Source organism: Ruegeria sp. TM1040 (genome assembly GCF_000014065.1).
Classification (GTDB): Bacteria; Pseudomonadota; Alphaproteobacteria; order Rhodobacterales; family Rhodobacteraceae; genus Epibacterium.
The window spans coordinates 927,460-947,766 of record NC_008044.1 but is presented as its reverse complement, the minus strand read 5'-3'; the positions used below and the strand labels follow the sequence as shown (position 1 = coordinate 947,766).

Here is a 20,307-nt window from a genome sequence, read left to right as displayed (position 1 = left end):
CGCTCGCTGTCCACATCTGCGTTGTGGCGAGTAAAAGGGGCGGAAATCTGGCGCAATCCGTACCTTTTAAGGAGTTGTTAACCTTTCGGCCCTGAACGGCTCGCCCTCGAGGGGCAGCACGCGCCCCCAAACCAAGTCTGGCGCTCAGGGGTGGTGCTGCGGCGCGTTCGAGTTAATCCTCAAACGGAGCCCGCTCGCGCGAGCGCCAGCCGCCGCGTCGCTTGGGGCGCGCTCCCCCTTGCAGACCATCGCGCAAGACCTGCGTCATCGGGTGATCGGGGAACGCCTCGCCGTAGTGCGCCAGAAGCTCCGAGAGCGCGGCCTCCGTGTCCAGATCGACGGGGGTCGACAGGGCCCAATCCAGAAAGATGCTGCGGCATTGCGCGCCATCCAGCCCGTCCATGCGATAGGCTTCGCGAAACAGGCCCTTGGGATCCAAAGACGCGCGGTCAGCTGAGGGGGGTGTCATCTTGGTCATCGTTGCTCTGGGACTCCGGCTCTTGTGCGTCAGGGTTCTGCGATACAGGGCCAAGCGCGGCCTCGATGATCGCGGCCGCCTCGGCATAGGCATCTTCCAGCGCCTGTTGCAGCAGGGAAAGATCGTCAAACCCGGTGCTGCGCAGCAGGAAGGCCGCCCCCCCTTCGCCGCGCACCGCCCCATCTGACCCTTTCCCGGCAATCAGCCGCGTGGCGCCTTGCACCGACCAGTATAACGCATACGAGCGACGCAACCCTTGAGCCTGCGCGTCACTTAACCAGCCACTGGCGACACCGGCGCTGAGCCCTTCGGCAACCGCGCGCGTGGACCGCCCGGCCAGAAGCGTCCCGGCCTGCGCAATAAGTTCGATGTCGAGCATGCGTCCGGGGCCGGTCTTGGCGTCCCACACCCCCTCGGGGGCTTTGGCCGCGGCCAGCCTTCGGCGCATCTCGATCACCTCCGAGAGCACCTCCTGACGGCTGCGGGGTTTTGCGAGGAAGGCGCAGCGGAAGGTCTCAAGATCGCGGGCCAGCGTCTCTTCGCCTGCCACCACCCGGGCGCGGGTCAGGGCCAGATGCTCCCAGACCCAGGCGTCATGTTCCTGATACTGGGTAAAGCTCTGCCAACTGGTTGCCACTGGCCCCTGATTGCCCGACGGGCGCAGGCGCATATCGACCTCGTAGAGCCGACCTTGGGACATCGGCGCACTCAGCGCTGTGACCATGGCCTGCGTGAGGCGCGCATAATAAGGGCGCACCGCCAGCGGGCGTTTGCCATCGGAGCTGTCTTCCTCGAGTGGGTCGTAGATCATGATGAGATCAAGATCAGAGGTGGCCGAGAGCTGCCCCGCGCCCAAGGAGCCCATGCCGAGAATGACACAGCCCCGTCCAGGCATGGGGCCATGTTTGCTGGCAAATTGCGCGGCCACCTTGGGCAGCAGCGCGGTAATCACCGCATCCGCGAGATCCGCATATTGCTGCCCGGCGGTCTCGGCCCCGATCAGCCCGCGCAGGTGATGCACGCCGGTGCGAAAATGCCATTCGCGGTGCCAGCGCCGTGTCAGATCCAGTTGCCGTTCATAATCCCCCTCGCCATCCAGGGCCTGTTCCAGGTCTGCAATCAGCCAGTCGCGTCCGGGCCATTCTGCAAAGAACCCGCCATCCAGCACCGCGTCAAACACCGATGCGTTGCGTGACAGGTGGTTGGCCAGCGCTGGTGACGTGCCAACGATGTCGACCAGAAGATCAATCAACTGCGGATTGGCCTCAAAGAGCGAAAACAGCTGTACCCCAGCGGGCATCCCGGCCAGAAACCCATCCAGCGCTAAGAGCGCCTCTTTGGGGTTGGCGGTGCGGGCGAGACGGCTCAGGAGTTCGGGTTTGAGACGTTCAAACACCCGCGCACCACGATCCGAGCGTAGCGCCGGGTAGCTGGGCCAACGCGCGATCACCGATTGGTCGAGTGCCTCGGGCAAGGGCTCTGCGGGTTTCGCGCTGCTGCCCGGGGCAAAGAAATCCTCGGTGAGGCGATGCACCTCCGACAGCCGGTCGCGCAACCCGCTCACAAAGGATTCAGCCTCGACATCCATGAGGCAGGCCACCCGCGACAGCCCCTCTTGCGAGGTGGGCATGCGATGAGTTTGCGCGTCATGCACCATCTGGATGCGGTGTTCGATTTCACGATGGGCGCGGTAGTGACCGGCCAGGGTTGCGGCCACCTCGGAGGTGATCCACCCCGCTGCCGCAAGCGCCTCCAACCCCTCGACGGTGCCCCGCACCCTGAGCGACGGGTCGCGCCCCCCGGCAATGAGCTGGCGGGTCTGGGTGAAAAACTCGATCTCGCGGATGCCCCCGCGCCCGAGTTTCATATCGTGTCCCAGCACGGTGATCGGGCCGCCGGTGCCTTTGTTTTCACGAATGCGCAGGCGCATGTTATGCGCGTCCTCAATGGCAGCAAAATCAAGATGCCGCCGCCATACAAACGGAGTGAGGGTCTTGAGGAACGCCTCGCCCGCCGCGATGTCGCCAGCACAGGCGCGGGCTTTGATATAGGCGGCGCGCTCCCAGGTTCGGCCAAGGCTCTCGTAGTAGTGCTCGGCCGCCGCCATCGCCAAGGCAACCGGCGTTACCGAAGGGTCCGGGCGGAGCCGAAGGTCGGTGCGAAAGACATAGCCCTCGGCGGTGCGGTCATTGAGGGCGGCGCTCATGTTGCGGGTGGCGCGCACCATGGCCTGCCGCGCATCCAGAAAATCATCCCGCGCGAAACGGGTCTCGTCAAAGAGACAGATGAGATCAATGTCAGAGCTGTAATTCAGCTCGTAGGCGCCCATCTTGCCCATCGCAAAAACACTCATGCCGGCGGCGGTGGCGATGTCTTCTTCGCCCATGCCGGGCAGTTTGTTGCGCTTGATCAGGAGCGCAATCTCGGCCTTGAGCGCCACATCCACCGCCAGTTCACCAAACCGGGTGAGCGTGCCTGTGACCTCTTCGAGCGGCCAATGCCCGGAGAGATCGCACAGCGCACACAAGAGGGCGATCCGGCGTTTGCCCGCGCGCAAGATGGATTTCACCTGATCGGGTGGCGCCGCGCGACAGGTTTGGAATTCAGCGTCCCGAGCGGCTTCGGGGTTCAGAAGCGCCCCCTCGAGCCACGCCTGCTCGGAGCGGATCAGAGTATTGAGATAGGGGCTGCTGCCCGCAGTCCCCCCAAGGAGCGCCTGAAACTCAGGAGAGAGATGCGCAAATTCCGCAACCACCTCGGCGCTAATGGCGGGATCAAAGGGTCTGGGGCAACGGTGCAGTTTGAGCGAATGAGACAGCGATTGAGACATGGCGCGAGACTGTGTGTCCTGCTCCGGTGCGTCAATCCCAAAACGCCGCCTGCGCGCTTGTGCCCGTGTGCCAAAAGCGCATCTGCAGGGCCAGACCTCAGCATGCGCGGCGCCGGTATAAGACCGCCCCGCCCGGGGGCCTTAATCAGACTGTCGCTCTGGACGCTCACGAATTCGTGAGCGTCCGTGAAACAATTGTTTACGGCGATTTTCGTTCTGCGCTTTCGCAACTTCTGGTTTTGGGGTAGAATTGTAGGGTGGTCACGTTCCCTTTTCGGGGACCGAGTGATGCGATTAAGAGTTGCCCGTCTGCCCAGATCTGATCTGGCGGTGCTGCGGTATGTTACCGGAGATAGGGTTGGTAGTGATGACACAAGGTTTGGGGCGCGTGGCCGCACCCTACTCCACTCGTCAAAATCGGTTGACGCCTTTGGCGTTTTCTTTCCGCTATCACATTCCCGGCCATCTCCCCCATCCATCCACACATGTTTTTCCCTTCAAAATCAATGCCCCTCAAAGTAAATGTGAAAAACATTTACATGCGCCCTTGAAGGCACTGGCAGCGTTGCACATATCGGTGATGTAAATTGAATTCACATTCAACCAGCACCGTGGAGACCCAGAATGACCAGTTACTCGACCAATCTGCCGCCGACCCCGCAACAGGGCTGGCTCGCCCGAAGCGAATCCTGGCTCGATTCTAAAGGCAAAGGCGCGTGGATCGCCGCAATGGTCCTTGGCTTTGTCTTCGTCTGGCCCGTCGGCCTTGCAATCCTCGCCTACATGATCTGGAGCAAACGCATGTTCAATTCTTCCTGCCGCCGCCGTTCGACCCATATGCACCGTGGCTTTCATGCGATGAAAAGCAGTGGTAACGGTGCGTTCGACGCCTACAAAGCCGACACTCTGGCGCGGCTTGAACAAGAGCAGACCGATTTCGAAGCCTTCCTCGGCCGGCTGCGCGCCGCCAAGGACAAAGCTGAATTCGATCAGTTCATGGATGAGCGCGCCGCGCGCCCCGACGAGGCCAATGACGCAGACGACGCACCCCAGGATGGCGCTCGCCCGTCCAAAGCCTGACACCATCACTCCCTGCCCGGCTCCCCCCGGGCAGCATCCCCCCACCCTGCCACTCTCAGGAGCCCCGAATGACCGCCCTCCCCGATCCAGACTTGCAGGCCGAGTTTTACTCCGGCGTCACCGCCAAGCGTCTGTTTGCCTTTTTGATCGACACCGCGTTGATCTTTGCCATCGCGGCGGTGATCGTCCCCTTTACGGCGTTTCTGGGCCTTCTGGTCTGGCCGATGCTCTATCTGACCGTGGGGTTTGTCTATCGTGTTGCAACGCTGGCAAACGGGTCGGCCACCTTGGGCATGCGGTTTTGTGGGATCGAATTGCGCGAACACTCCGGCGCCCGGCTCGACGGCGGCAGCGCGCTTTTGCATACCGTGGGCTATACCGTCTCTATGGCGGTCCCGGTTCTGCAGATCATCTCGATCCTGCTGATGCTGACCACCGCGCGCGGTCAGGGCCTGAGCGACCATCTGCTGGGCACCGCAATGCTGCGCCGCCGCGCCTGACGCAGCCTCTGATGCGGCCCCGCACCCGCCCCCCTTGCGCGTTAATCCAATTTGCACAAGGAGGCTTGCCAGCACCGGGTCGGTCGCTATCATCACATATTCAACGACACTGATGCCGGGCCGTCCAAGAGGGACGGTCCTTCCTACGTTTACGAGAGCCGCTGACCTCACATATGCGCCACACTCTACCGATCGCTCCTCAGTTCTATGTGACTGCGCCGCAGCCCTGCCCCTACCTTGAGGGCCGGATGGAGCGCAAACTGTTCACCTCGCTGCAGGGCGACGGTGTGGAGCAGCTGAACAACTCGCTCAGCCAGCAGGGCTTTCGGCGCTCGCAGAATGTGCTCTACCGTCCTTCCTGTTCCGACTGCTCGGCCTGCATGTCCGCACGCATCAGCGTTGCCGACTTCAAACCGACCCGCAGCCAGCGCAAGACGCTCAATCGCAACCGCCACCTGGACCGGCGCGCCACCTCGCCCTGGGCGACCGAGGATCAATACGCGCTGTTTCGAGACTATCTCGACCAGCGCCACGCCGACGGTGGCATGGCGGACATGGATGTCTTTGAATATGCCGCCATGGTCGAGGAAACCCCGATCCGGACGCGGGTGGTGGAATACACCGACTTGGACACCAATGCGCTCACCGCTGTTTCACTCACCGATGTGCTCGAAGACGGGCTGAGCATGGTCTATTCCTTCTATGCGCCCAACCTGCCGCAGAACTCGCTCGGCACCTTCATGGTGCTTGATCACATCGAGATCGCGCGCGAGGCCGGGCTGCCCTATGTTTACCTGGGCTACTGGGTCCCTGGCAGTCAGAAGATGGGGTACAAGGCCAAGTTCTCCGGCCTTGAAGTCTATTTCGGCGGCGAATGGACTCCCTTGAAGGACCCCGAAAGCTTTACCGCCGAGGATCACCCTCTCTCTACCGCGCCGGTGGCCGAGCAGGTGGCCAATATCCAGCTGCCGCAGGGTACCTCCCCCAAAAAAAGGTAAACCGCGTGCAATTTCTCCACGCCGTCTCCCTTGTGGTGCCCGATTACGACGCGGCCATTGCGTTTTACTGCCAGACACTTGGCTGGACCCTGGCCGAAGATGTGGATCAGGGCCGCAAGCGCTGGGTGCGCATTCTGCCGCCGGGCGCCACTGCGGGCAGTCTGATCCTCGCACGCGCCGAGGGCCCTGCCCAGGAGGCCGCCATCGGCAACCAGTTTGGCGGACGGGTCGGGCTCTTCCTGGCAACGGATGATTTTGCCCGCGATCACCGCGCCATGACCGCCGCCGGTGTCCTCTTTGAGGAGGCCCCGCGAGTTGAGCCATATGGTACCGTTGCAGTCTGGCGCGACCCTTTTGGCAATCGCTGGGACCTGATCCAGTTCGCCTAGGTGCCACCACGCCTGCCGTCCCGGATCTGCACAACCTGTGTGCGGGGCCAAACCGCCCTTCAAGGGCGCTCTCTACCTTCTTCTAACTCAAAATATCCCGGGGTGAATTGGCTGCAGGCCAAGAGGGGCAGCGCCCCTTTCTCTCTCGGCACAATTAAAAAAGGCCCCGCACACAATGGCGGGGCCTTTTCTCTTTTGGAACCTTCTGCGCGATCAGTTCGGGATCAGCGACGGTACAATGGTCACGATCGAGGGGAAGAACCACAGGATCGCCAGCCCAAGCACCTGGATCAACACGAAGGGCAACACACCACGGTAGATATGGCCAGTCGTGACCTCCCTCGGCGCCACGCCGCGCAGATAGAATAGCGCAAAGCCAAAGGGCGGCGTGAGGAAGGACGTCTGCAGGTTCACAGCCACCATGATCGTCACCCATTTGGGATCAAAAGATCCGCCATAGATCACCGGGCCGACAATGGGGATCACGATGTAGATGATCTCCAGGAAGTCGAGCACAAACCCGAGGATGAACAGCACCAGCATCACGATGAGGAACACGGTGAGCTCATTGTCAAAGCTCTTCAGGAACTGCTGGATATAGTGCTCGCCCCCAAAGGAGATCACCACCAGGTTCAGCAGCTGCGAGCCGATGAGGATGGTAAAGACCATCGACGTCACCTTGGCGGTTTCCCGCACGATCGGTGTCATCACCCCGCCTTTGAAGAGCACCCAGATCCCGTAGAGCAGGCCAAAGAGCGCAAACAGATAGCACGAATAGGCAAAGAAGAATGCCGCGTAGCTTTCTGCGGGAACCACGTCCTGATTGATCCGAAGGTCAAAGTTCATACCGGTGAGGATCGCCAGGATCACCGCGAAGGTGGCCCAGATGATGATATTGCCGGATTGACCCTCATCCTTCAGGCGACGGTAGGCCGCGAGCATGATGGCGCCACCGGCCCCAAGCGCCGCAGCGGGCGTCGGGTTGGTGATCCCACCCAGGATCGAGCCCAGCACCGCCACGATCAGAACCAGCGGCGGGAAGACCACCCGGATCAGATCGTTGCGGGCACAGCGCGCCGCCGCTTCCTTGCAGCCATAAAGCGCAAGCAGGACAGGCAGCAGCATCCACGCCACCGTGGCCGAGGCCGAGGTGGTGGGTCCAATCGCGATCACATCAATCAGCGCCAGCAGCAACAGACCAATGGCACCAACGATCAACGGCTTGGCATCACGCGACGGCGCCACGCCCCGGCCCACGGCCAGCGTCAGCCCCAGAAGCACGATGATGGTCGCAATACCGGTGCCGATGGGCGCCGCATTGGCGATCTTCTGCTCCAGCGCCTGGGCCAGCTCTTCTTCAGAAAGCTTGGTGGCTTCAGCCACGCCGCCCGCCGCATCGATCTCGACCTGCTCAGCCACGGCGGCATCCCAGGCTTCTTGACCATGCAGGTCAATCATCGCCGCCTGACACTCCGGGCCCACGTTGGTGCGCAGGCTTGCGGTTTGCCCCGCATCAGAGAAGGCCGAAACGGTGATGTTCTGGCTGCCCACGAGGTTCACGCTGTTCAAGAGCACCGTGCCAACGATCAGAGCCGCCGGAACGCCGAGGAACCATGTGAGGCTTTCTGCGCGGGTGATCGGCTCTTCATTGGCAGCACCCATCTGCACGGCAGGAGCCTTGTGCGGATTAAGGAGCGCGTAGCCAAAGGCATAGAGCGCATAGAGAAGCGCAAGCATGATGCCCGGCAACAAGGCCGCCTGGAACAATGTGCCCACGGACACAACCGCAGGCTCGCCAAGATACGTCAGCGCATCCGTACAGCCCGCTTCCTGCGCCCGGTTTTCCTGCGCGGTGGAGTAGAGATCCCCTGCGAGCGTGCCCAGAAGAACGATCACGATCGAGGGCGGAATGATCTGACCAAGCGTCCCCGAGGCTGCAATCACACCTGTCGCCAGTTCCGGCGAGTAGTTGTTGCGCAGCATGGTCGGCAGGGCCAGAAGCCCCATGGTCACAACCGTTGCGCCCACGATCCCGGTGGACGCCGCAAGAAACGCGCCCACAACCACGATGGACACAGCCAGACCGCCCGGCAGCGGGCCAAAGACACGCGCCATGGTGGTCAGAAGATCGTTTGCGATCTTGGAGCGTTCAAGCGTGATGCCCATCAGAACGAACATCAGCACTGCCAGCAGCGTCTCGATGGAGGCGCCGGCCAGAACCCGCTCGTTGATCCGGTTCACGATGAAGGAGACGTTGCGGTCCATCGCAACTTCCCAGCCCTGCGGGAACACAGGCTCTGCGATCCTTGGCAAGTCCGGGTATCGGAATACGGAAATCACATCCGGCTTCACGCCGGAGCTGACGATATCTCGATAGGCCTGACTGGAGGTGTCAATGGCCTGGTGAATCAGAAGCCCCGCACTGTCGAGCGCGGCAATGATCCCGAAGGAGATGACCCCGGCGCCCCCGATGGCAAAGGCCACCGGAAAGCCCGAGAGAATGCCCCCGAAGAGGCAGAGAAAGACGATGATTAGGCCGATTTCGACGCCATCAAGTCCGAATAGCATGGGTGCTGTCCCTTAGTTAATGAGCGCCTTCATAGGCTTCTTCGCCTTCGCCAAGCGTATCTTTGTCGAGGTATTTCCCTTCCGACTCTTCGCCTTCGATATATTCGAGGAGAGAGCGGTAGAAGAACGCCACCGCATGCAGGAACACGAGGCCCGCAAATGCGACCAGCAGGATCTTGAAGAGGAAATAGCCGTTAAAGCCGTTGGGCGAGAAGCCGATGGTCTCCACGTTCCAGCGCAAGGCGCGCGCTTTCATGACCAGACGATCCAGTTGGTCGGAGGCGGAGGGTTTTGGCACGATCAGGTGACGCCACAGGAAGTACCATCCGTACATCCAGGTGATCACCGCCATGGGCATCATGAAGATCAGCGACCCAACCATGTCGACCACGCGTTTGGCGCGATGCGAGATGCCCGCATAGATCAGGTCAACGCGCACATGGCCGCCCTGCACAAAGGTGTAGGTGACACAGAAACACACCACGAGCGCGTTATAGAGCTTCAGCTCTTCTGCGAACCACGAGATGTCCTTTTCCAGCGCGATGCCGAGCCCGAAACTCATATCGGGGCGGGCAAAGACGCGCTGCATGAACACGATGATGATCTGCTGCAGGACCATCAAGAGACCGGCCCAGGCAAAGAAGCGCCCCAAGGTGTTGGCAAAGCCCTCAAGCCCGCGCACCATCCCCCACATGAAGCCACGGTAATAGATGCCGAGCCCCGTGAGGACGAGGAGTGTGGTGAAGACCACAAAGAAGAACTCGACCGAACCACCATAGTAGACAAAGCGCATCACCGATGCCTTGTCCTCTGGTGTGCCGGCCCATGTCAGCCAGTCGAGCCACAGCTCGGGATGGGTGACGGCATAGCCGATGTTATAAAAGGCGCCAAATACGTTTGAGGCGAGCCACCAAAGGAAGCCACCAATCGCGCCAAAAAAGGAAATACTCATGTCGTCCTGCATGGCTCCCCCGGAAGTTCAAGCAGGCGGTCGGGCACGTCTTTGCGCGGAAGGCTCCGGCGACGCTCGTTGGACCGCGAGTGCAAAAGAGATCCCCCGCATCTGGCGCGGGGGATCCAATTCAAGCGAGAGGTCCGGGATTAGCCCAGAACGCGGTCGCGCTGTGCCACATAGGTGCCGGAGGACTGGTTGATCCAGCCGGAGGAGGCTTTCATGGAGGCCATGGCGCTGTCGTAGATCTTCTTGTAGAGATCGTCGCCCATGTTTTCCTGGTGCACTTCCATGGAGGCCTTGCCGAAGGCATCCCAGACGGAGTCGGGGAATTCCATGACCTTCACGCCACCGGCCTGCAGACGCTGCAGCGCTGCACCGTTGTTGGCGAGGAACTGGCTCAGGTTCCACTGGTGTGCTTCGGCAGAGGCGATCTCGATCACCTTCTGCTGACCCGGTGTGAGGCTCTCGAACACGTCGCGGTTGGTCGCAACGGAGAGACCCGCACCCGGCTCGTGGAAGCCAGCGGTGTAGTAGGTCTTGGTGATTTCCTGGAAGCCCGCTTTCTCGTCTGCCCAGGGGCCGATCCACTCGGTGCCGTCGATCGCACCGGAGGAGAGCGCCTGATACACTTCGGAGCCGGGGATGTTCTGAACGGATGCGCCCAGTTTACCCAGAGCTTTACCGCCGAGACCCGGCATACGGAACTTCAGACCGTTGAAGTCGTCGGGGCTGTTGATCTCCTTGGAGAACCAGCCACCGGCCTGCGCGCCGGTGTTGCCGCCGAGGAAGGACTTCAGACCAAAGATCTGACCCAGCTCGTCGTGGAGCTCCATGCCGCCGTCCTGGTAGTACCAGTTGGCCAGTTCCTGCGCGGTCATGCCGAAAGGCACGGCGGTGAAGAACGCATAGCCCGGGTGCTGACCCACGAAGTAATAGTCGGCACCGTGGTACATGTCGGCCTGACCCGCGGTCACGGCGTCAAACACCTCGAACGCGCCAACGAGTTCGCCAGCGGCTTTGAGGTCAACGGTCAGAGCGCCGTCGGTCATGGCGGTGATGCTGTCTGCCACGCGCTGCGCGGAGTCATGCACACCAGCAAGGCCACGGCCCCAGGTGGTGACCATGGTCAGGGTGCGATTGCCCTGTGCGTAGGCCGGTGCGGCGAGAGCTGCGGATGCGGCGGCTGCGGAGCCACCGATTGCGGATGTTTTCAGAAAGGATCTGCGATCCATGTTTTTGGTTCCTCCCAAAACGTGTGGCCACCGTGGGTTAGGGGATCCCCCGTCCCCGTGGCCGCCTTAAAGTCCCAACACCCTAACCGGACCACCAAACATGTGAATACCAAGTACTACGTAGAAACGCCGATTTTTTGAGCCATCCGGGCCGCAAACGGGGGGATCAGGGCACTCTTCACTTGCCTTTGGCCTGCGCCCGGCCGTTTCAGGGCTTTGATTCTCGACCTCAGTGCCGTAACGATTCGAAACGGCCCCGTCGCCGCTCCCGATGGCCTTTTCAGGAACCAGAAACGATGATCCGGCGCATGTTCCGCCCGAATTACGCCCAAAAACTGTCCCTGCTGGCCACTTTGCCCTTAATCGTGGCCTGCCTGTGCATCGCGACCCTGGTGGCCTATCAATCCCGCGCCATGGCTGAACGCGAAATTCAGGTGCTGGAGCGTCAGTTGATCGAGGCCAAGAAGGCCGAACTGCGCAACTACGTCACCCAGGCCCGCAACGGCTTTATGCATATTTATGGCCCCGCCGCCCCGGACGACACCGAGGCCAAGCGCAAGGTCACCCAGATCCTGAGCGCCATGATCTACGGCCAGGACGGGTTCTTTTTTGTCTATGATTACGATGGCACCAACCTGGTCAGCCCGCGTCAGACCGAGTTTATCAACCGCAACTGGGCGGGACTGACGGATGCCAATGGCGTGCCGGTGGTCAACACTTTCATCGACATCGCGCGTCAGGGTGCCGGCTGGCACAGTTTCATGTGGGAAAAGCCCTCCACCGGTGAAGAGGCGCAGATGATCGCCTATGTGGTCGGGCTTCAAGACTGGCAATGGGCAGTGGGCACCGGGGTTTTTATCGACGATGTGATCGCCTCGATTGCCAGCTCGCGTCAGGAGGTCGAAAACCGGGTGCGTCGCACATTCCTCTATATAGGTGCGATTACCCTTGTGGCGTTGATCGCGGTGTTTGGCTCTGGGATGCTCCTCAACATCCGCGAGCGGCGTCTGGCCGACGCCAAGCTCAAGGAGCTCACGCAGCGGGTCTTTGATGCCCAGGAAGAAGAGCGCGGGCGGGTGGCGCGCGAGCTCCATGATTCGATCAGCCAGTTGCTGGTCGGGGTACGCTATGCGCTGGAAACCGTCAGGCGGCGCATCGGGCGGGGCGAGTTCGAGACCACCGCCGCGCCGCTCGACAAGGGCGTCGAAGGTCTGGCGACCGCCATCACCGAAGTACGCCGCATCAGCCGTGATCTGCGCCCCGGCGTGCTGGATGATCTCGGGCTTGGCCCCGCGCTCAAGGCGCTGACGGATGACTTTGCAGCCCGCACCGGGATCGAAACGGATTTCACTACTGTGGTCTTTCGCAACCGCCTCGATCAGGAGGCCAAGATTGCGCTTTACCGGATTGCCCAGGAGGCGCTCACCAATATCGAACGCCATTCGGGTGCCACGCGGGTGACGATGGATCTGCGCGGCCATGAAAACGGCGCCACCATGCGCATCTCAGACAATGGCTCTGGCCTGCCCACCGAAGAGGAGCGCAGCCGCTCCGGGATTGGACTGCGCAACATGCAAGAGCGTATGGAACAGCTTGACGGCACCCTGCGCATTCTGTCATTTCGCGCAGGCCGCGACCGTGGCACAGTCATCATCGCCAGCCTGCCCCTGAGCCACCTGCTCCCGCCGGGCGACGAGCTTGCAGCGCATCGCCTGCCCTGACAGCCAGCAGGACACAGCAGATGCCAGGGAGGGCCTCTGATGAAGAACGCCAGACCGACAACATCGGGAGACAAGAGATGAATGGCCCAATCCGCGTTCTGATCGTCGATGACCACCCGATGGTCGCCGAAGGGATCCAGTCGATCCTCGAAAGCTACGGCGACATCGAAGTGGTCGGGGCCGTTTCAAGCGGGCGTGAGGCCATTGCCCGCGCCGAGGCTCTCGTGCCGGATGTCATCCTGATGGATCTCAACATGCCTGATGTGGGCGGCCTTAGCGCGACCGAGATCATTCAGGAACGCTGCCCTGAAATCCGGGTGCTGATCCTGTCGATGCACGACAGCCCGGAATATATCACCACCGCCCTCAGCCACGGTGCGGTTGGCTATGTTCTGAAGGATGTCCAGCCCGAAGAAATCAAGACCGCAATCGACGCGGTGATGCGCGGCGAACAATACCTGTGCACCGGCGCCGCCGGGTCGCTCTCGCCGCAATCCCAGACCAGCCGTGAAGCGCTCACAGGGCGCGAGCAGACGATCCTCTTGGAACTGGCGCAGGGCAAATCCAACAAGGAAGTGGCGCAAGCGCTCGATATTTCCGTGCGCACGGTGGAAACCCACCGCAAGAACATCAAGCGCAAACTTGGGATCTCTTCGACCGCGGGGCTCACCCGCTATGCGCTGGAACACGGTGTCCTGCAAGGCACCGGCCGCGGTATCTGATCCGTAGGGCCCAGCGCACCAGAGGCTCTGAAACCTTCGCATTAGCCACGCCTCTCCGCCCCCCCATTGCGCTGCATGCCCGCCCCGCCCGATAGGGCTCCAGTGACCGCCGCCCCTTCTTCTAACTGAAATATCCCGGAGCGCGAGGCAGCGCCTCGCCCCGGCCCCGCGTGGCAGCGCGGGGTAAACCTGCGCGCCGGAGGCGCCCCGCACAGTCTCGCCCTAGAAAGCTACCCCCTCAGGGCACTCCGCATCCCGGGGTTACATAGCCCCGTTACAAATTCAACGCCCGATGTTGTCATTAATTTCCAAATACCACCTCCATGCGTAAGATAAATTCAAAACCAGGCGCAAAAACCGCCTTTTTGCGGTTGACCCTCCCGGCCCTGCCCCATAATGTCGCCTCCAATGCATGATGGAGGCCCCGACGATGGCTCGGCTAGTCGTAATTGTAGGACACACGCGCATGGGCCGGTAACGGTAGACCATAATCGAACCCATGCGCCTCCGATCCTCAAAATCGGGGGCTTTTTTATGCGATACACACTGACGTTAGACTGACGCAAAGAAAGACGATGTCGTGAACTGGAGCAAAGCAGATGACACGTGAAATGACCGGCGCAAAAATGGTTGTCCAAGCCCTCAAGGAGCAGGGCGTGGACACGGTATTCGGATATCCCGGAGGCGCTGTCCTACCCATTTACGATGAAATCTTTCAGCAAAATGACATTCGCCATATTCTGGTCCGTCACGAGCAGGGCGCAGTGCATGCCGCCGAAGGGTATGCGCGCTCGACCGGCAAACCCGGCGTGGTGCTTGTGACCTCTGGCCCCGGTGCCACCAACGCGGTGACCGGCCTCACGGATGCGCTGCTGGACTCGATCCCGCTGGTGGTTCTCACCGGGCAGGTCCCGACCTTCATGATCGGCTCTGACGCCTTTCAGGAGGCCGACACCGTCGGCATCACCCGCCCCTGCACCAAGCACAACTGGCTGGTGAAGGACACCGATAAACTCGCCTCCACCATCCACGAAGGGTTCCATGTCGCAACCTCTGGCCGCCCTGGCCCGGTGCTGATCGACATTCCCAAGGACGTGCAGTTTGCCACCGGCACCTATGAGCCCAAGAAACCCTCGGCTTCGCATTACCAGCCGGTCGTCAAGGGCGACATGGAAGAAATCACCGAGCTGGTCGCCGCGATGGAGACCGCCAAACGCCCGGTGTTTTATACCGGCGGCGGCGTGATCAACTCGGGCCCGGCCGCAAGCCAGCTTCTGCGCGAACTGGTGGAGGCCACCGGCTTTCCGATCACCTCGACCCTGATGGGTCTCGGTGCCTATCCCGCGTCGGGCAAGCAGTGGCTTGGGATGCTTGGCATGCATGGTCTCTACGAGGCCAATATGGCGATGCATGACTGCGACCTGATGATCAACATCGGCGCGCGCTTTGATGACCGGATCACCGGTCGCATCGACGCCTTCAGCCCGAAATCCATCAAGGCCCATATCGACATCGACCCCTCCTCGATCAACAAGGTGATCAAGGCGGACATCCCGATTGTCGGGGACGTTGGCCATGTGCTTGAGGACATTCTCAAGGTCTGGAAGAGCCGCGGGCGCAAGACCAACGCCGAAGCACTGGCAAAATGGCAGGGCCAGATCGACGAATGGCGCGCGGTGAAATGCCTGACCTATGAGATGTCCGAAACCACCATCAAGCCGCAATATGCGCTTGAGCGTCTCGAGGCGCTGACCAAGGGTCGGGATCGCTATATCACCACCGAAGTGGGCCAGCACCAGATGTGGGCAGCACAGTTCCTGGGCTTTGAAGACCCCAACCGCTGGATGACCTCCGGGGGGCTTGGCACCATGGGCTATGGTACGCCTGCCTCTATCGGCGCGCAGATCGCGCATCCCGATGCGCTGGTGATCAACGTCGCGGGCGAGGCCTCTTGGCTGATGAACATGCAGGAAATGGGCACTGCGACCCAGTACCGCCTGCCAGTGAAACAGTTCATCCTCAACAACGAACGCCTTGGCATGGTGCGCCAGTGGCAGGAGCTCTTGCATGGTGAGCGCTACTCGCACAGCTGGTCCGAAGCGCTGCCCGATTTTGTCAAACTCGCCGAAGCCTTTGGCGCCAAGGGCATCATCTGCTCGGACCCCAAGGATCTGGATGACGCGATCATGGAGATGATCGAATATGACGGGCCGGTGATCTTTGACTGTCTGGTGGAAAAGCACGAGAACTGCTTCCCGATGATCCCCTCGGGCAAGGCTCACAACGAGATGCTGTTGGGCGCGGCTGAAACGCAGGGCGTGATCCAGTCCGGCGGCGCGGTTCTGGTCTGATCATCTGAGGTTTGATTGCAAGGCGTATCGCGCCTTGCCCCGATATTTCGAGGAAAGGGACTGACATGTCTGCCCTACACATCAAAAAAGGTGCTACCAAGCACTCCGCCTATAACCTACGCCCGAATTTCTCCGACACGCAGGAGCGCCATACGATCACCGTTCTGGTGGAAAACGAACCTGGCGTGCTGGCGCGCGTCATCGGGCTGTTTTCGGGCCGCGGTTACAACATCGACAGCCTCACCGTGGCCGAAGTAGACCACACCGGGCATCTGTCGCGCATCACTGTGGTCACCACTGGTACGCCACAGGTGATCGAACAGATCAAAGCGCAGCTTGGTCGCATCGTGCCCGTACATGAGGTCACCGACCTCACCGTGGCCGGCCCCTTTGTGGAGCGTGAACTGGCCATCGTCAAAGTGGTCGGCGAAGGCGAAAAGCGCGTCGAGGCGATGCGCCTTGCGGATATTTTCCGCGCAAAGGTCGTGGATACGACGCTCAACAGCTTCATCTTTGAAATCACCGGCACGCCCGACAAGATCGACGCCTTTGCCGATCTGATGCGCCCGCTTGGCATGACCAAGATCGCGCGTACCGGGGTTGCGGCGCTGTTGCGCGGCGAGTGACGCGCCTTAGTACCAGCCAGTAACGCCAAAGCGCACCTGCGGGTGCGCTTTTTTGTCTTTGGGTCGGTCTTGAGACATGTCAGGAGGGCTGGGCGGCCCCTTTTTGCTCGGGCGTATTTGACTGCTGAGGCTTTGATCTAGGGCACGCTGAAACATGTTTCGGGCACCCGGGTGCCACTACATGCCTCAGGCCCGCAAACGTTCCGGGAAGGCCAGGATCTTGGCGCTTTTGCGCTCTGCTGACGGGCGGTGGCCGTCGCTGCGCGATTTAATGCGGTCGGGGATCGAGAGACAGGCGACTTCTGCGCCCTGATGAGCGTTTTCGCAGATCTCGCTCTCTGTGACGGTCTCTGGAGTCGGGGCTGGCTGATCCAGCAACGCATCCGACAGATGTGGCTCCGCGCAGGGTTCGACCACCTGCACCCGGCCTGCCATCCGCAGTCCGCTTTCATAGCGGCTCTCAAACTTTACCAGGTCGCCCTTGTTGAGCGCGACCGTCTGCGCGTGCTCCTCGCGCTGAATAAAATAGGCCAAATCTCTTTGATCTTCGCACCAGATTACCGCTTTTAACTTTGCGGTATCGGCCCAGACGACAACACCGATCATTGCGGACCCCGTTTTTTTGCCCGTCTCTATTCTGCGTCAAAACCGGATTCTCAAACATCCCAAAGTTAGGAATAGGGAATTGCAATTTGTGTCGGCGTTGATACTCTCCAGCGTCAGATCAACCGTTATTGAACCTATTCCGCGTCAGCCATTGATGCCCATATGAGGCATGACGCCATTTTCTCGGAACAAACATGTTGAAACGCTCCAGATCGCCTGCTGAATTAAGAACAGTGTTCGGAGACAATCTGCGCAAACTTGCCAAAGACTACCCCTCCATTTCCGAGCTGTCGCGGCGCCTTGGCATCAACCGCACCCAGTTCAACCGCTACCTGTCGGGAGAGAGCTTCCCGCGCCCCGACGTGCTTGACCGGATTTGTGGCTTCTTTGACGTGGATGCGCGTATCCTGCTGGAGCCGGTCGAAAGCCTTGACCGTCCCGATGGCAGCCCCCTGCAGAGCGATTACCTTCGGGATTTTATCGACGCGGGTCTGATGCGCGTCACCGAAAAGGTCTTTCCTAGCGGCTTCTATCGCTTCACGCGGCGCAGTTTTATCAGCGATGAAAGCTATGTGCTGGGGATCGTTCACGTCAAACGCATCGACGGTGTCACCTATGTGCGCGGCTATGAACCCCGCGCGGGTATGCGATACCAGGGGCTGTCCACGGATGGCCCCTCACGCGAATACCGTGGTTACATGACCTGTCACGAGGACGGCGTGGCCTTTGTACTCAGTCGGCGCAATACGCTGACCTATTCTTTCAATTACCTCGCCCGGGTGTCTGCGGCTGAAAACAGTCTCTGGACCGGCTATGTGACCCGCACGATCCGTGAGAGCGAGAGCGGGGATCGCGCCCTGCGTATGATCTATGAGTACCTCGGGACCGATGTAAGCGCGGCGATCAAGGCCGCAAGAGGCTGCGGTTTCACCACCGCACCCGAGATCATCCCCTTTCACCGGCGGCTTCTGCAGCTCGGCAAACCCTTCAGGTAGGGTCCTCCTCTACGCGCAGGAGCCGGTAAAGGTGCCAACTCGAATGCCCCAGCCAGGGCAGCACCACCAAGAGCCCGAAAAACCCCGGCAAAAGCGCGACAAAGGTGAGCGTGGCGATCAGCACGGCCCAGGCAAGCATCCATAGGAGGTTCGCCTGCACATAGGTAAAACTGGTGATCATCGCGGTGACAAAGTCGATCTCACGGTCCAGCAGAAGCGGCAGCCCGAGTACGGTGATCATATAAATCAGGAGTGCAAAGAGCGCACCGACAACGGTTCCGACCCCGAGCATCATGAGCCCCTGCGGGGTGAGGAAGACTTCGGTCGAGGTGGAGACATTGACCATCGGCATGTGGCCCAGAAACAGCGCAAAAATCATATGCCCGAGGAAGAACCAGAACAGAAATACAACGATGATGATGGCGCAGATCGACGGCAGCTGGCGGCGGCTTTGCTCGAAGATCACGCCAAAGATCCGCCCGGCGTCCAGTCTGCGCCCTGCTTCGATCCGATGCGAGACCTCATAAAGCCCAACCGCTGCAAAAGGACCAATCAGCGGAAAGCCGATGGCCGCGAGAACCAGCCAGTAACTTGTCTGCGTTTGCAGCGTCACCCAGGCCATGACCCAGCCTGCGAGCACATAAAACCCCGCAAAGATGAGCCCATAGATGGGTTTGGCGCAAAAGTCCCGCCAGCCTGCCCTGAGCGCGTCTCTGAGGGTGCCAGCGCTCACGGGTCTGAGGTCCGGCACCCCAAGCGGTCGCGTAAGAGGCGCGGTCGGTGTTTCTGTGGTTTGCGTCATCGTCTTGCAGAGCCTCCCTATGCAATGCACATGCGATCTGATCGGGTGCCGGAGCTAGAGCGCGGCGCGCGCGGTGTGATATCCCTGCCCAAGCCCGAGGATCTGCCCGTCGCTGCCGTGCGGGCCGATGATCTGCAGCCCGATGGGCAAGTGGTCCGCCCCGCCCCGCCCGGCAGGCACCGCCAAGGCAGGCAGTCCCAACAGGCTTGCGGGCACCACCACCTCCATCCAGCGGTGGTAGGTGTCCAGGGGTTTGCCGGCGATCTCCTTTGGGTAGTCCCAGTCGATCGGAAACGGCCAGCATTGCGCAGTGGGCAACACCACCGCGTCATAGCGCTGAAACATCCGTGCAGCCGCGCGCATCCAGCCCGAGCGCAGATCGGAGGCTTCCTGCACCTCTTGCGCGCTGAACCCTAGCCCACGGTCCAACTCCCAGAGCGCTGCCTCTTTCAGATCCGCGCGCCGGTTGTTCAACCCGCGAAGCCCCGCCGCCACCGCAAAGGAGCGCAGGGTGATCCAGCTCTGCCAGATCTTCTCTGCAGGATATGGCGGCGCGATCCGCTCTACCGTGTGGCCCTGCTCCACAAAGGTCTGAAGCGCCGCATCACAGGTCTCAAGGAGGCCGTCGTCCATTGGGTAAGCCCCGCCCCAATCGCCAAGCCAGCCCAGCCGCAGTGGCTTTGGGGCCTTCAGCGGAGAGACCGTTTCTGCACCGCGCGCGAGCGGCAAACGCGGATCACTGCCGGACATCACATCCAGAAGAAGCGCCAGATCCTCTGGCGTGCGCGCCATCGGTCCACTGGTTGAGAGCGGGTGCAGGAACACATCGCCCACGGGCTCGGAAGGGATCCAGCCCCAGGTGGGACGAAAGCCGTAGATCTCGTTCCATCCGGCCGGGTTGCGCAGTGAGCCCATCATGTCAGAGCCATCCGCGAGCGCCACCATTCCCGCCGCCAGCGCCACCGCAGCGCCTCCTGACGATCCGCCCGCAGAGCGGCTGGGGTCCACCACATTGCCGGTGGCGCCATAGACAGGATTATAGGTGTGAGACCCAAGCCCGAACTCGGGCGTATTTGTCTTGCCAATCACGATCACCCCTGCCGCCCGCAACCGCGCCACAAAGATATCGTCCTCTTGTGCCACCTGCCCTGCAAAAATCGGCGAGCCTTGGGATGTCACCAGCCCCTTGGCATTCGAGAGATCCTTGATTGCCATTGGCAGACCATGGAGCGGGCCGCGTTCGGCCCGTGGCACCGCATCCGCGGCGCGGGCCTCTGCCATCAGATCCTCGGTCGGGCGAAGGGCAACAATCGCGTTCAGCGCCGGGTTGCGTTCGCCAATGCGGTCGAGCGTTGCCTGCATCAGGGCCTCGACCGTGAGCGCGCCTCTGGCGAGGTCTTTTAGAATGTCGCTGGCCGTTCTGTCGCAAAGCATGATCTGAAGTTCCTCTGGGT

General features: G+C 61.2%; 17 protein-coding genes. 9 read left to right on the top strand and 8 right to left on the bottom strand.

What is annotated here, in order from left to right; translation table 11 throughout:
- Nucleotides 1-172: 172 nt before the first annotated feature.
- Together TM1040_RS08760 and TM1040_RS08755 are read right to left on the bottom strand one after the other, a co-directional pair.
- Nucleotides 173-478 carry a hypothetical protein gene (locus TM1040_RS08760; RefSeq protein ID WP_044026703.1) on the bottom strand — a complete coding sequence of 102 codons (306 nt, stop codon included), beginning with the start codon at nt 476-478 and terminating at the stop codon, nt 173-175.
- Nucleotides 450-3,308, bottom strand: a complete 2,859-nt coding sequence (locus TM1040_RS08755) for a glutamine-synthetase adenylyltransferase (protein WP_011538230.1) — start codon at nt 3,306-3,308, stop codon at nt 450-452. Before TM1040_RS08755 ends, TM1040_RS08760 begins: the two co-directional genes overlap by 29 nt.
- 624 nt (nt 3,309-3,932) lie before the next feature.
- Here TM1040_RS08755 and TM1040_RS08750 point away from each other — a divergent pair.
- The 4 genes from TM1040_RS08750 (at nt 3,933) to TM1040_RS08735 (ending at nt 6,275) form a co-directional block, all read left to right on the top strand.
- A complete protein-coding gene (locus tag TM1040_RS08750) occupies nt 3,933-4,388 on the top strand; it encodes a DUF2852 domain-containing protein (protein WP_011538229.1) in 456 nt (151 codons plus the stop codon).
- A gap of 68 nt (nt 4,389-4,456) precedes the next feature.
- Nucleotides 4,457-4,888, top strand: a complete 432-nt coding sequence (locus TM1040_RS08745; RefSeq protein WP_011538228.1) for an RDD family protein — start codon at nt 4,457-4,459, stop codon at nt 4,886-4,888.
- Between the two features lie 173 nt (nt 4,889-5,061).
- Entirely contained in the window at nt 5,062-5,886 is an 825-nt protein-coding gene (locus tag TM1040_RS08740; RefSeq protein WP_011538227.1) for an arginyltransferase, read from the top strand.
- Nucleotides 5,887-5,891: 5 nt separating this feature from the next.
- The gene (locus TM1040_RS08735) at nt 5,892-6,275 is read left to right on the top strand and encodes a VOC family protein (RefSeq protein WP_011538226.1); all 384 of its coding nucleotides are present in this window, start codon (nt 5,892-5,894) and stop codon (nt 6,273-6,275) included.
- 213 nt (nt 6,276-6,488) lie between these two features.
- On the opposite strand, the gene TM1040_RS08730 is transcribed toward TM1040_RS08735, so the two are convergent.
- The 3 genes from TM1040_RS08730 to TM1040_RS08720 form a co-directional block, all read right to left on the bottom strand.
- Nucleotides 6,489-8,843 (bottom strand): TRAP transporter large permease, encoded by a 2,355-nt coding sequence (locus TM1040_RS08730; RefSeq protein ID WP_011538225.1) that lies wholly within the window; start codon nt 8,841-8,843, stop codon nt 6,489-6,491.
- A gap of 16 nt (nt 8,844-8,859) precedes the next feature.
- Nucleotides 8,860-9,807: a TRAP transporter small permease subunit gene (locus tag TM1040_RS08725; protein ID WP_011538224.1), complete on the bottom strand. Its 948-nt coding sequence runs from the start codon at nt 9,805-9,807 to the stop codon at nt 8,860-8,862.
- A gap of 137 nt (nt 9,808-9,944) precedes the next feature.
- On the bottom strand, nt 9,945-11,030 hold the full coding sequence (locus TM1040_RS08720; protein WP_011538223.1) for a TRAP transporter substrate-binding protein: 1,086 nt from the start codon (nt 11,028-11,030) through the stop codon (nt 9,945-9,947).
- Nucleotides 11,031-11,326: 296 nt separating this feature from the next.
- Between TM1040_RS08720 and TM1040_RS08715 the strand changes: the two genes are divergently transcribed.
- The 4 genes from TM1040_RS08715 (at nt 11,327) to ilvN (ending at nt 16,450) form a co-directional block, all read left to right on the top strand.
- The gene (locus TM1040_RS08715) at nt 11,327-12,751 is read left to right on the top strand and encodes a cache domain-containing protein (RefSeq protein ID WP_011538222.1); all 1,425 of its coding nucleotides are present in this window, start codon (nt 11,327-11,329) and stop codon (nt 12,749-12,751) included.
- 77 nt (nt 12,752-12,828) lie between these two features.
- Nucleotides 12,829-13,473: a response regulator transcription factor gene (locus tag TM1040_RS08710; RefSeq protein ID WP_044027054.1), complete on the top strand. Its 645-nt coding sequence runs from the start codon at nt 12,829-12,831 to the stop codon at nt 13,471-13,473.
- A 599-nt stretch (nt 13,474-14,072) separates the two neighbouring features.
- Nucleotides 14,073-15,824: an acetolactate synthase 3 large subunit gene (locus TM1040_RS08705; protein WP_011538220.1), complete on the top strand. Its 1,752-nt coding sequence runs from the start codon at nt 14,073-14,075 to the stop codon at nt 15,822-15,824.
- Between the two features lie 65 nt (nt 15,825-15,889).
- Nucleotides 15,890-16,450: an acetolactate synthase small subunit gene (ilvN, locus tag TM1040_RS08700; RefSeq protein WP_011538219.1), complete on the top strand. Its 561-nt coding sequence runs from the start codon at nt 15,890-15,892 to the stop codon at nt 16,448-16,450.
- 186 nt (nt 16,451-16,636) lie between these two features.
- On the opposite strand, the gene TM1040_RS08695 is transcribed toward ilvN, so the two are convergent.
- Nucleotides 16,637-17,056, bottom strand: coding sequence for a hypothetical protein (locus TM1040_RS08695; RefSeq protein WP_011538218.1), 420 nt, complete (start codon nt 17,054-17,056; stop codon nt 16,637-16,639).
- Nucleotides 17,057-17,289: 233 nt separating this feature from the next.
- Between TM1040_RS08695 and TM1040_RS08690 the strand changes: the two genes are divergently transcribed.
- Nucleotides 17,290-18,051, top strand: a complete 762-nt coding sequence (locus TM1040_RS08690; RefSeq protein ID WP_044026702.1) for a helix-turn-helix domain-containing protein — start codon at nt 17,290-17,292, stop codon at nt 18,049-18,051.
- Here the strand turns inward: TM1040_RS08690 and TM1040_RS08685 are convergent.
- Together TM1040_RS08685 and TM1040_RS08680 are read right to left on the bottom strand one after the other, a co-directional pair.
- Complete coding sequence (locus TM1040_RS08685) at nt 18,044-18,853, bottom strand: DUF2189 domain-containing protein (RefSeq protein WP_011538216.1); 810 nt, start codon at nt 18,851-18,853, stop codon at nt 18,044-18,046. The genes TM1040_RS08690 and TM1040_RS08685 overlap by 8 nt on opposite strands.
- A 54-nt stretch (nt 18,854-18,907) precedes the next feature.
- Entirely contained in the window at nt 18,908-20,287 is a 1,380-nt protein-coding gene (locus TM1040_RS08680) for an amidase (protein WP_011538215.1), read from the bottom strand.
- Nucleotides 20,288-20,307: the final 20 nt, after the last annotated feature.

Coding starts and splice junctions, on each gene's coding strand:
- TM1040_RS08750 (WP_011538229.1), top strand. CDS start 3,933: ATGACCAGTTACTCGACCAATCTGCCGCCGACCCCGCAACAGGGCTGG.
- TM1040_RS08725 (WP_011538224.1), bottom strand. CDS start 9,807: ATGCAGGACGACATGAGTATTTCCTTTTTTGGCGCGATTGGTGGCTTC.
- TM1040_RS08760 (WP_044026703.1), bottom strand. CDS start 478: ATGACCAAGATGACACCCCCCTCAGCTGACCGCGCGTCTTTGGATCCC.
- TM1040_RS08680 (WP_011538215.1), bottom strand. CDS start 20,287: ATGCTTTGCGACAGAACGGCCAGCGACATTCTAAAAGACCTCGCCAGA.
- TM1040_RS08715 (WP_011538222.1), top strand. CDS start 11,327: ATGATCCGGCGCATGTTCCGCCCGAATTACGCCCAAAAACTGTCCCTG.
- ilvN (WP_011538219.1), top strand. CDS start 15,890: ATGTCTGCCCTACACATCAAAAAAGGTGCTACCAAGCACTCCGCCTAT.
- TM1040_RS08695 (WP_011538218.1), bottom strand. CDS start 17,056: ATGATCGGTGTTGTCGTCTGGGCCGATACCGCAAAGTTAAAAGCGGTA.
- TM1040_RS08740 (WP_011538227.1), top strand. CDS start 5,062: ATGCGCCACACTCTACCGATCGCTCCTCAGTTCTATGTGACTGCGCCG.
- TM1040_RS08745 (WP_011538228.1), top strand. CDS start 4,457: ATGACCGCCCTCCCCGATCCAGACTTGCAGGCCGAGTTTTACTCCGGC.
- TM1040_RS08720 (WP_011538223.1), bottom strand. CDS start 11,030: ATGGATCGCAGATCCTTTCTGAAAACATCCGCAATCGGTGGCTCCGCA.
- TM1040_RS08730 (WP_011538225.1), bottom strand. CDS start 8,843: ATGCTATTCGGACTTGATGGCGTCGAAATCGGCCTAATCATCGTCTTT.
- TM1040_RS08685 (WP_011538216.1), bottom strand. CDS start 18,853: ATGACGCAAACCACAGAAACACCGACCGCGCCTCTTACGCGACCGCTT.
- TM1040_RS08705 (WP_011538220.1), top strand. CDS start 14,073: ATGACACGTGAAATGACCGGCGCAAAAATGGTTGTCCAAGCCCTCAAG.
- TM1040_RS08710 (WP_044027054.1), top strand. CDS start 12,829: ATGAATGGCCCAATCCGCGTTCTGATCGTCGATGACCACCCGATGGTC.
- TM1040_RS08755 (WP_011538230.1), bottom strand. CDS start 3,308: ATGTCTCAATCGCTGTCTCATTCGCTCAAACTGCACCGTTGCCCCAGA.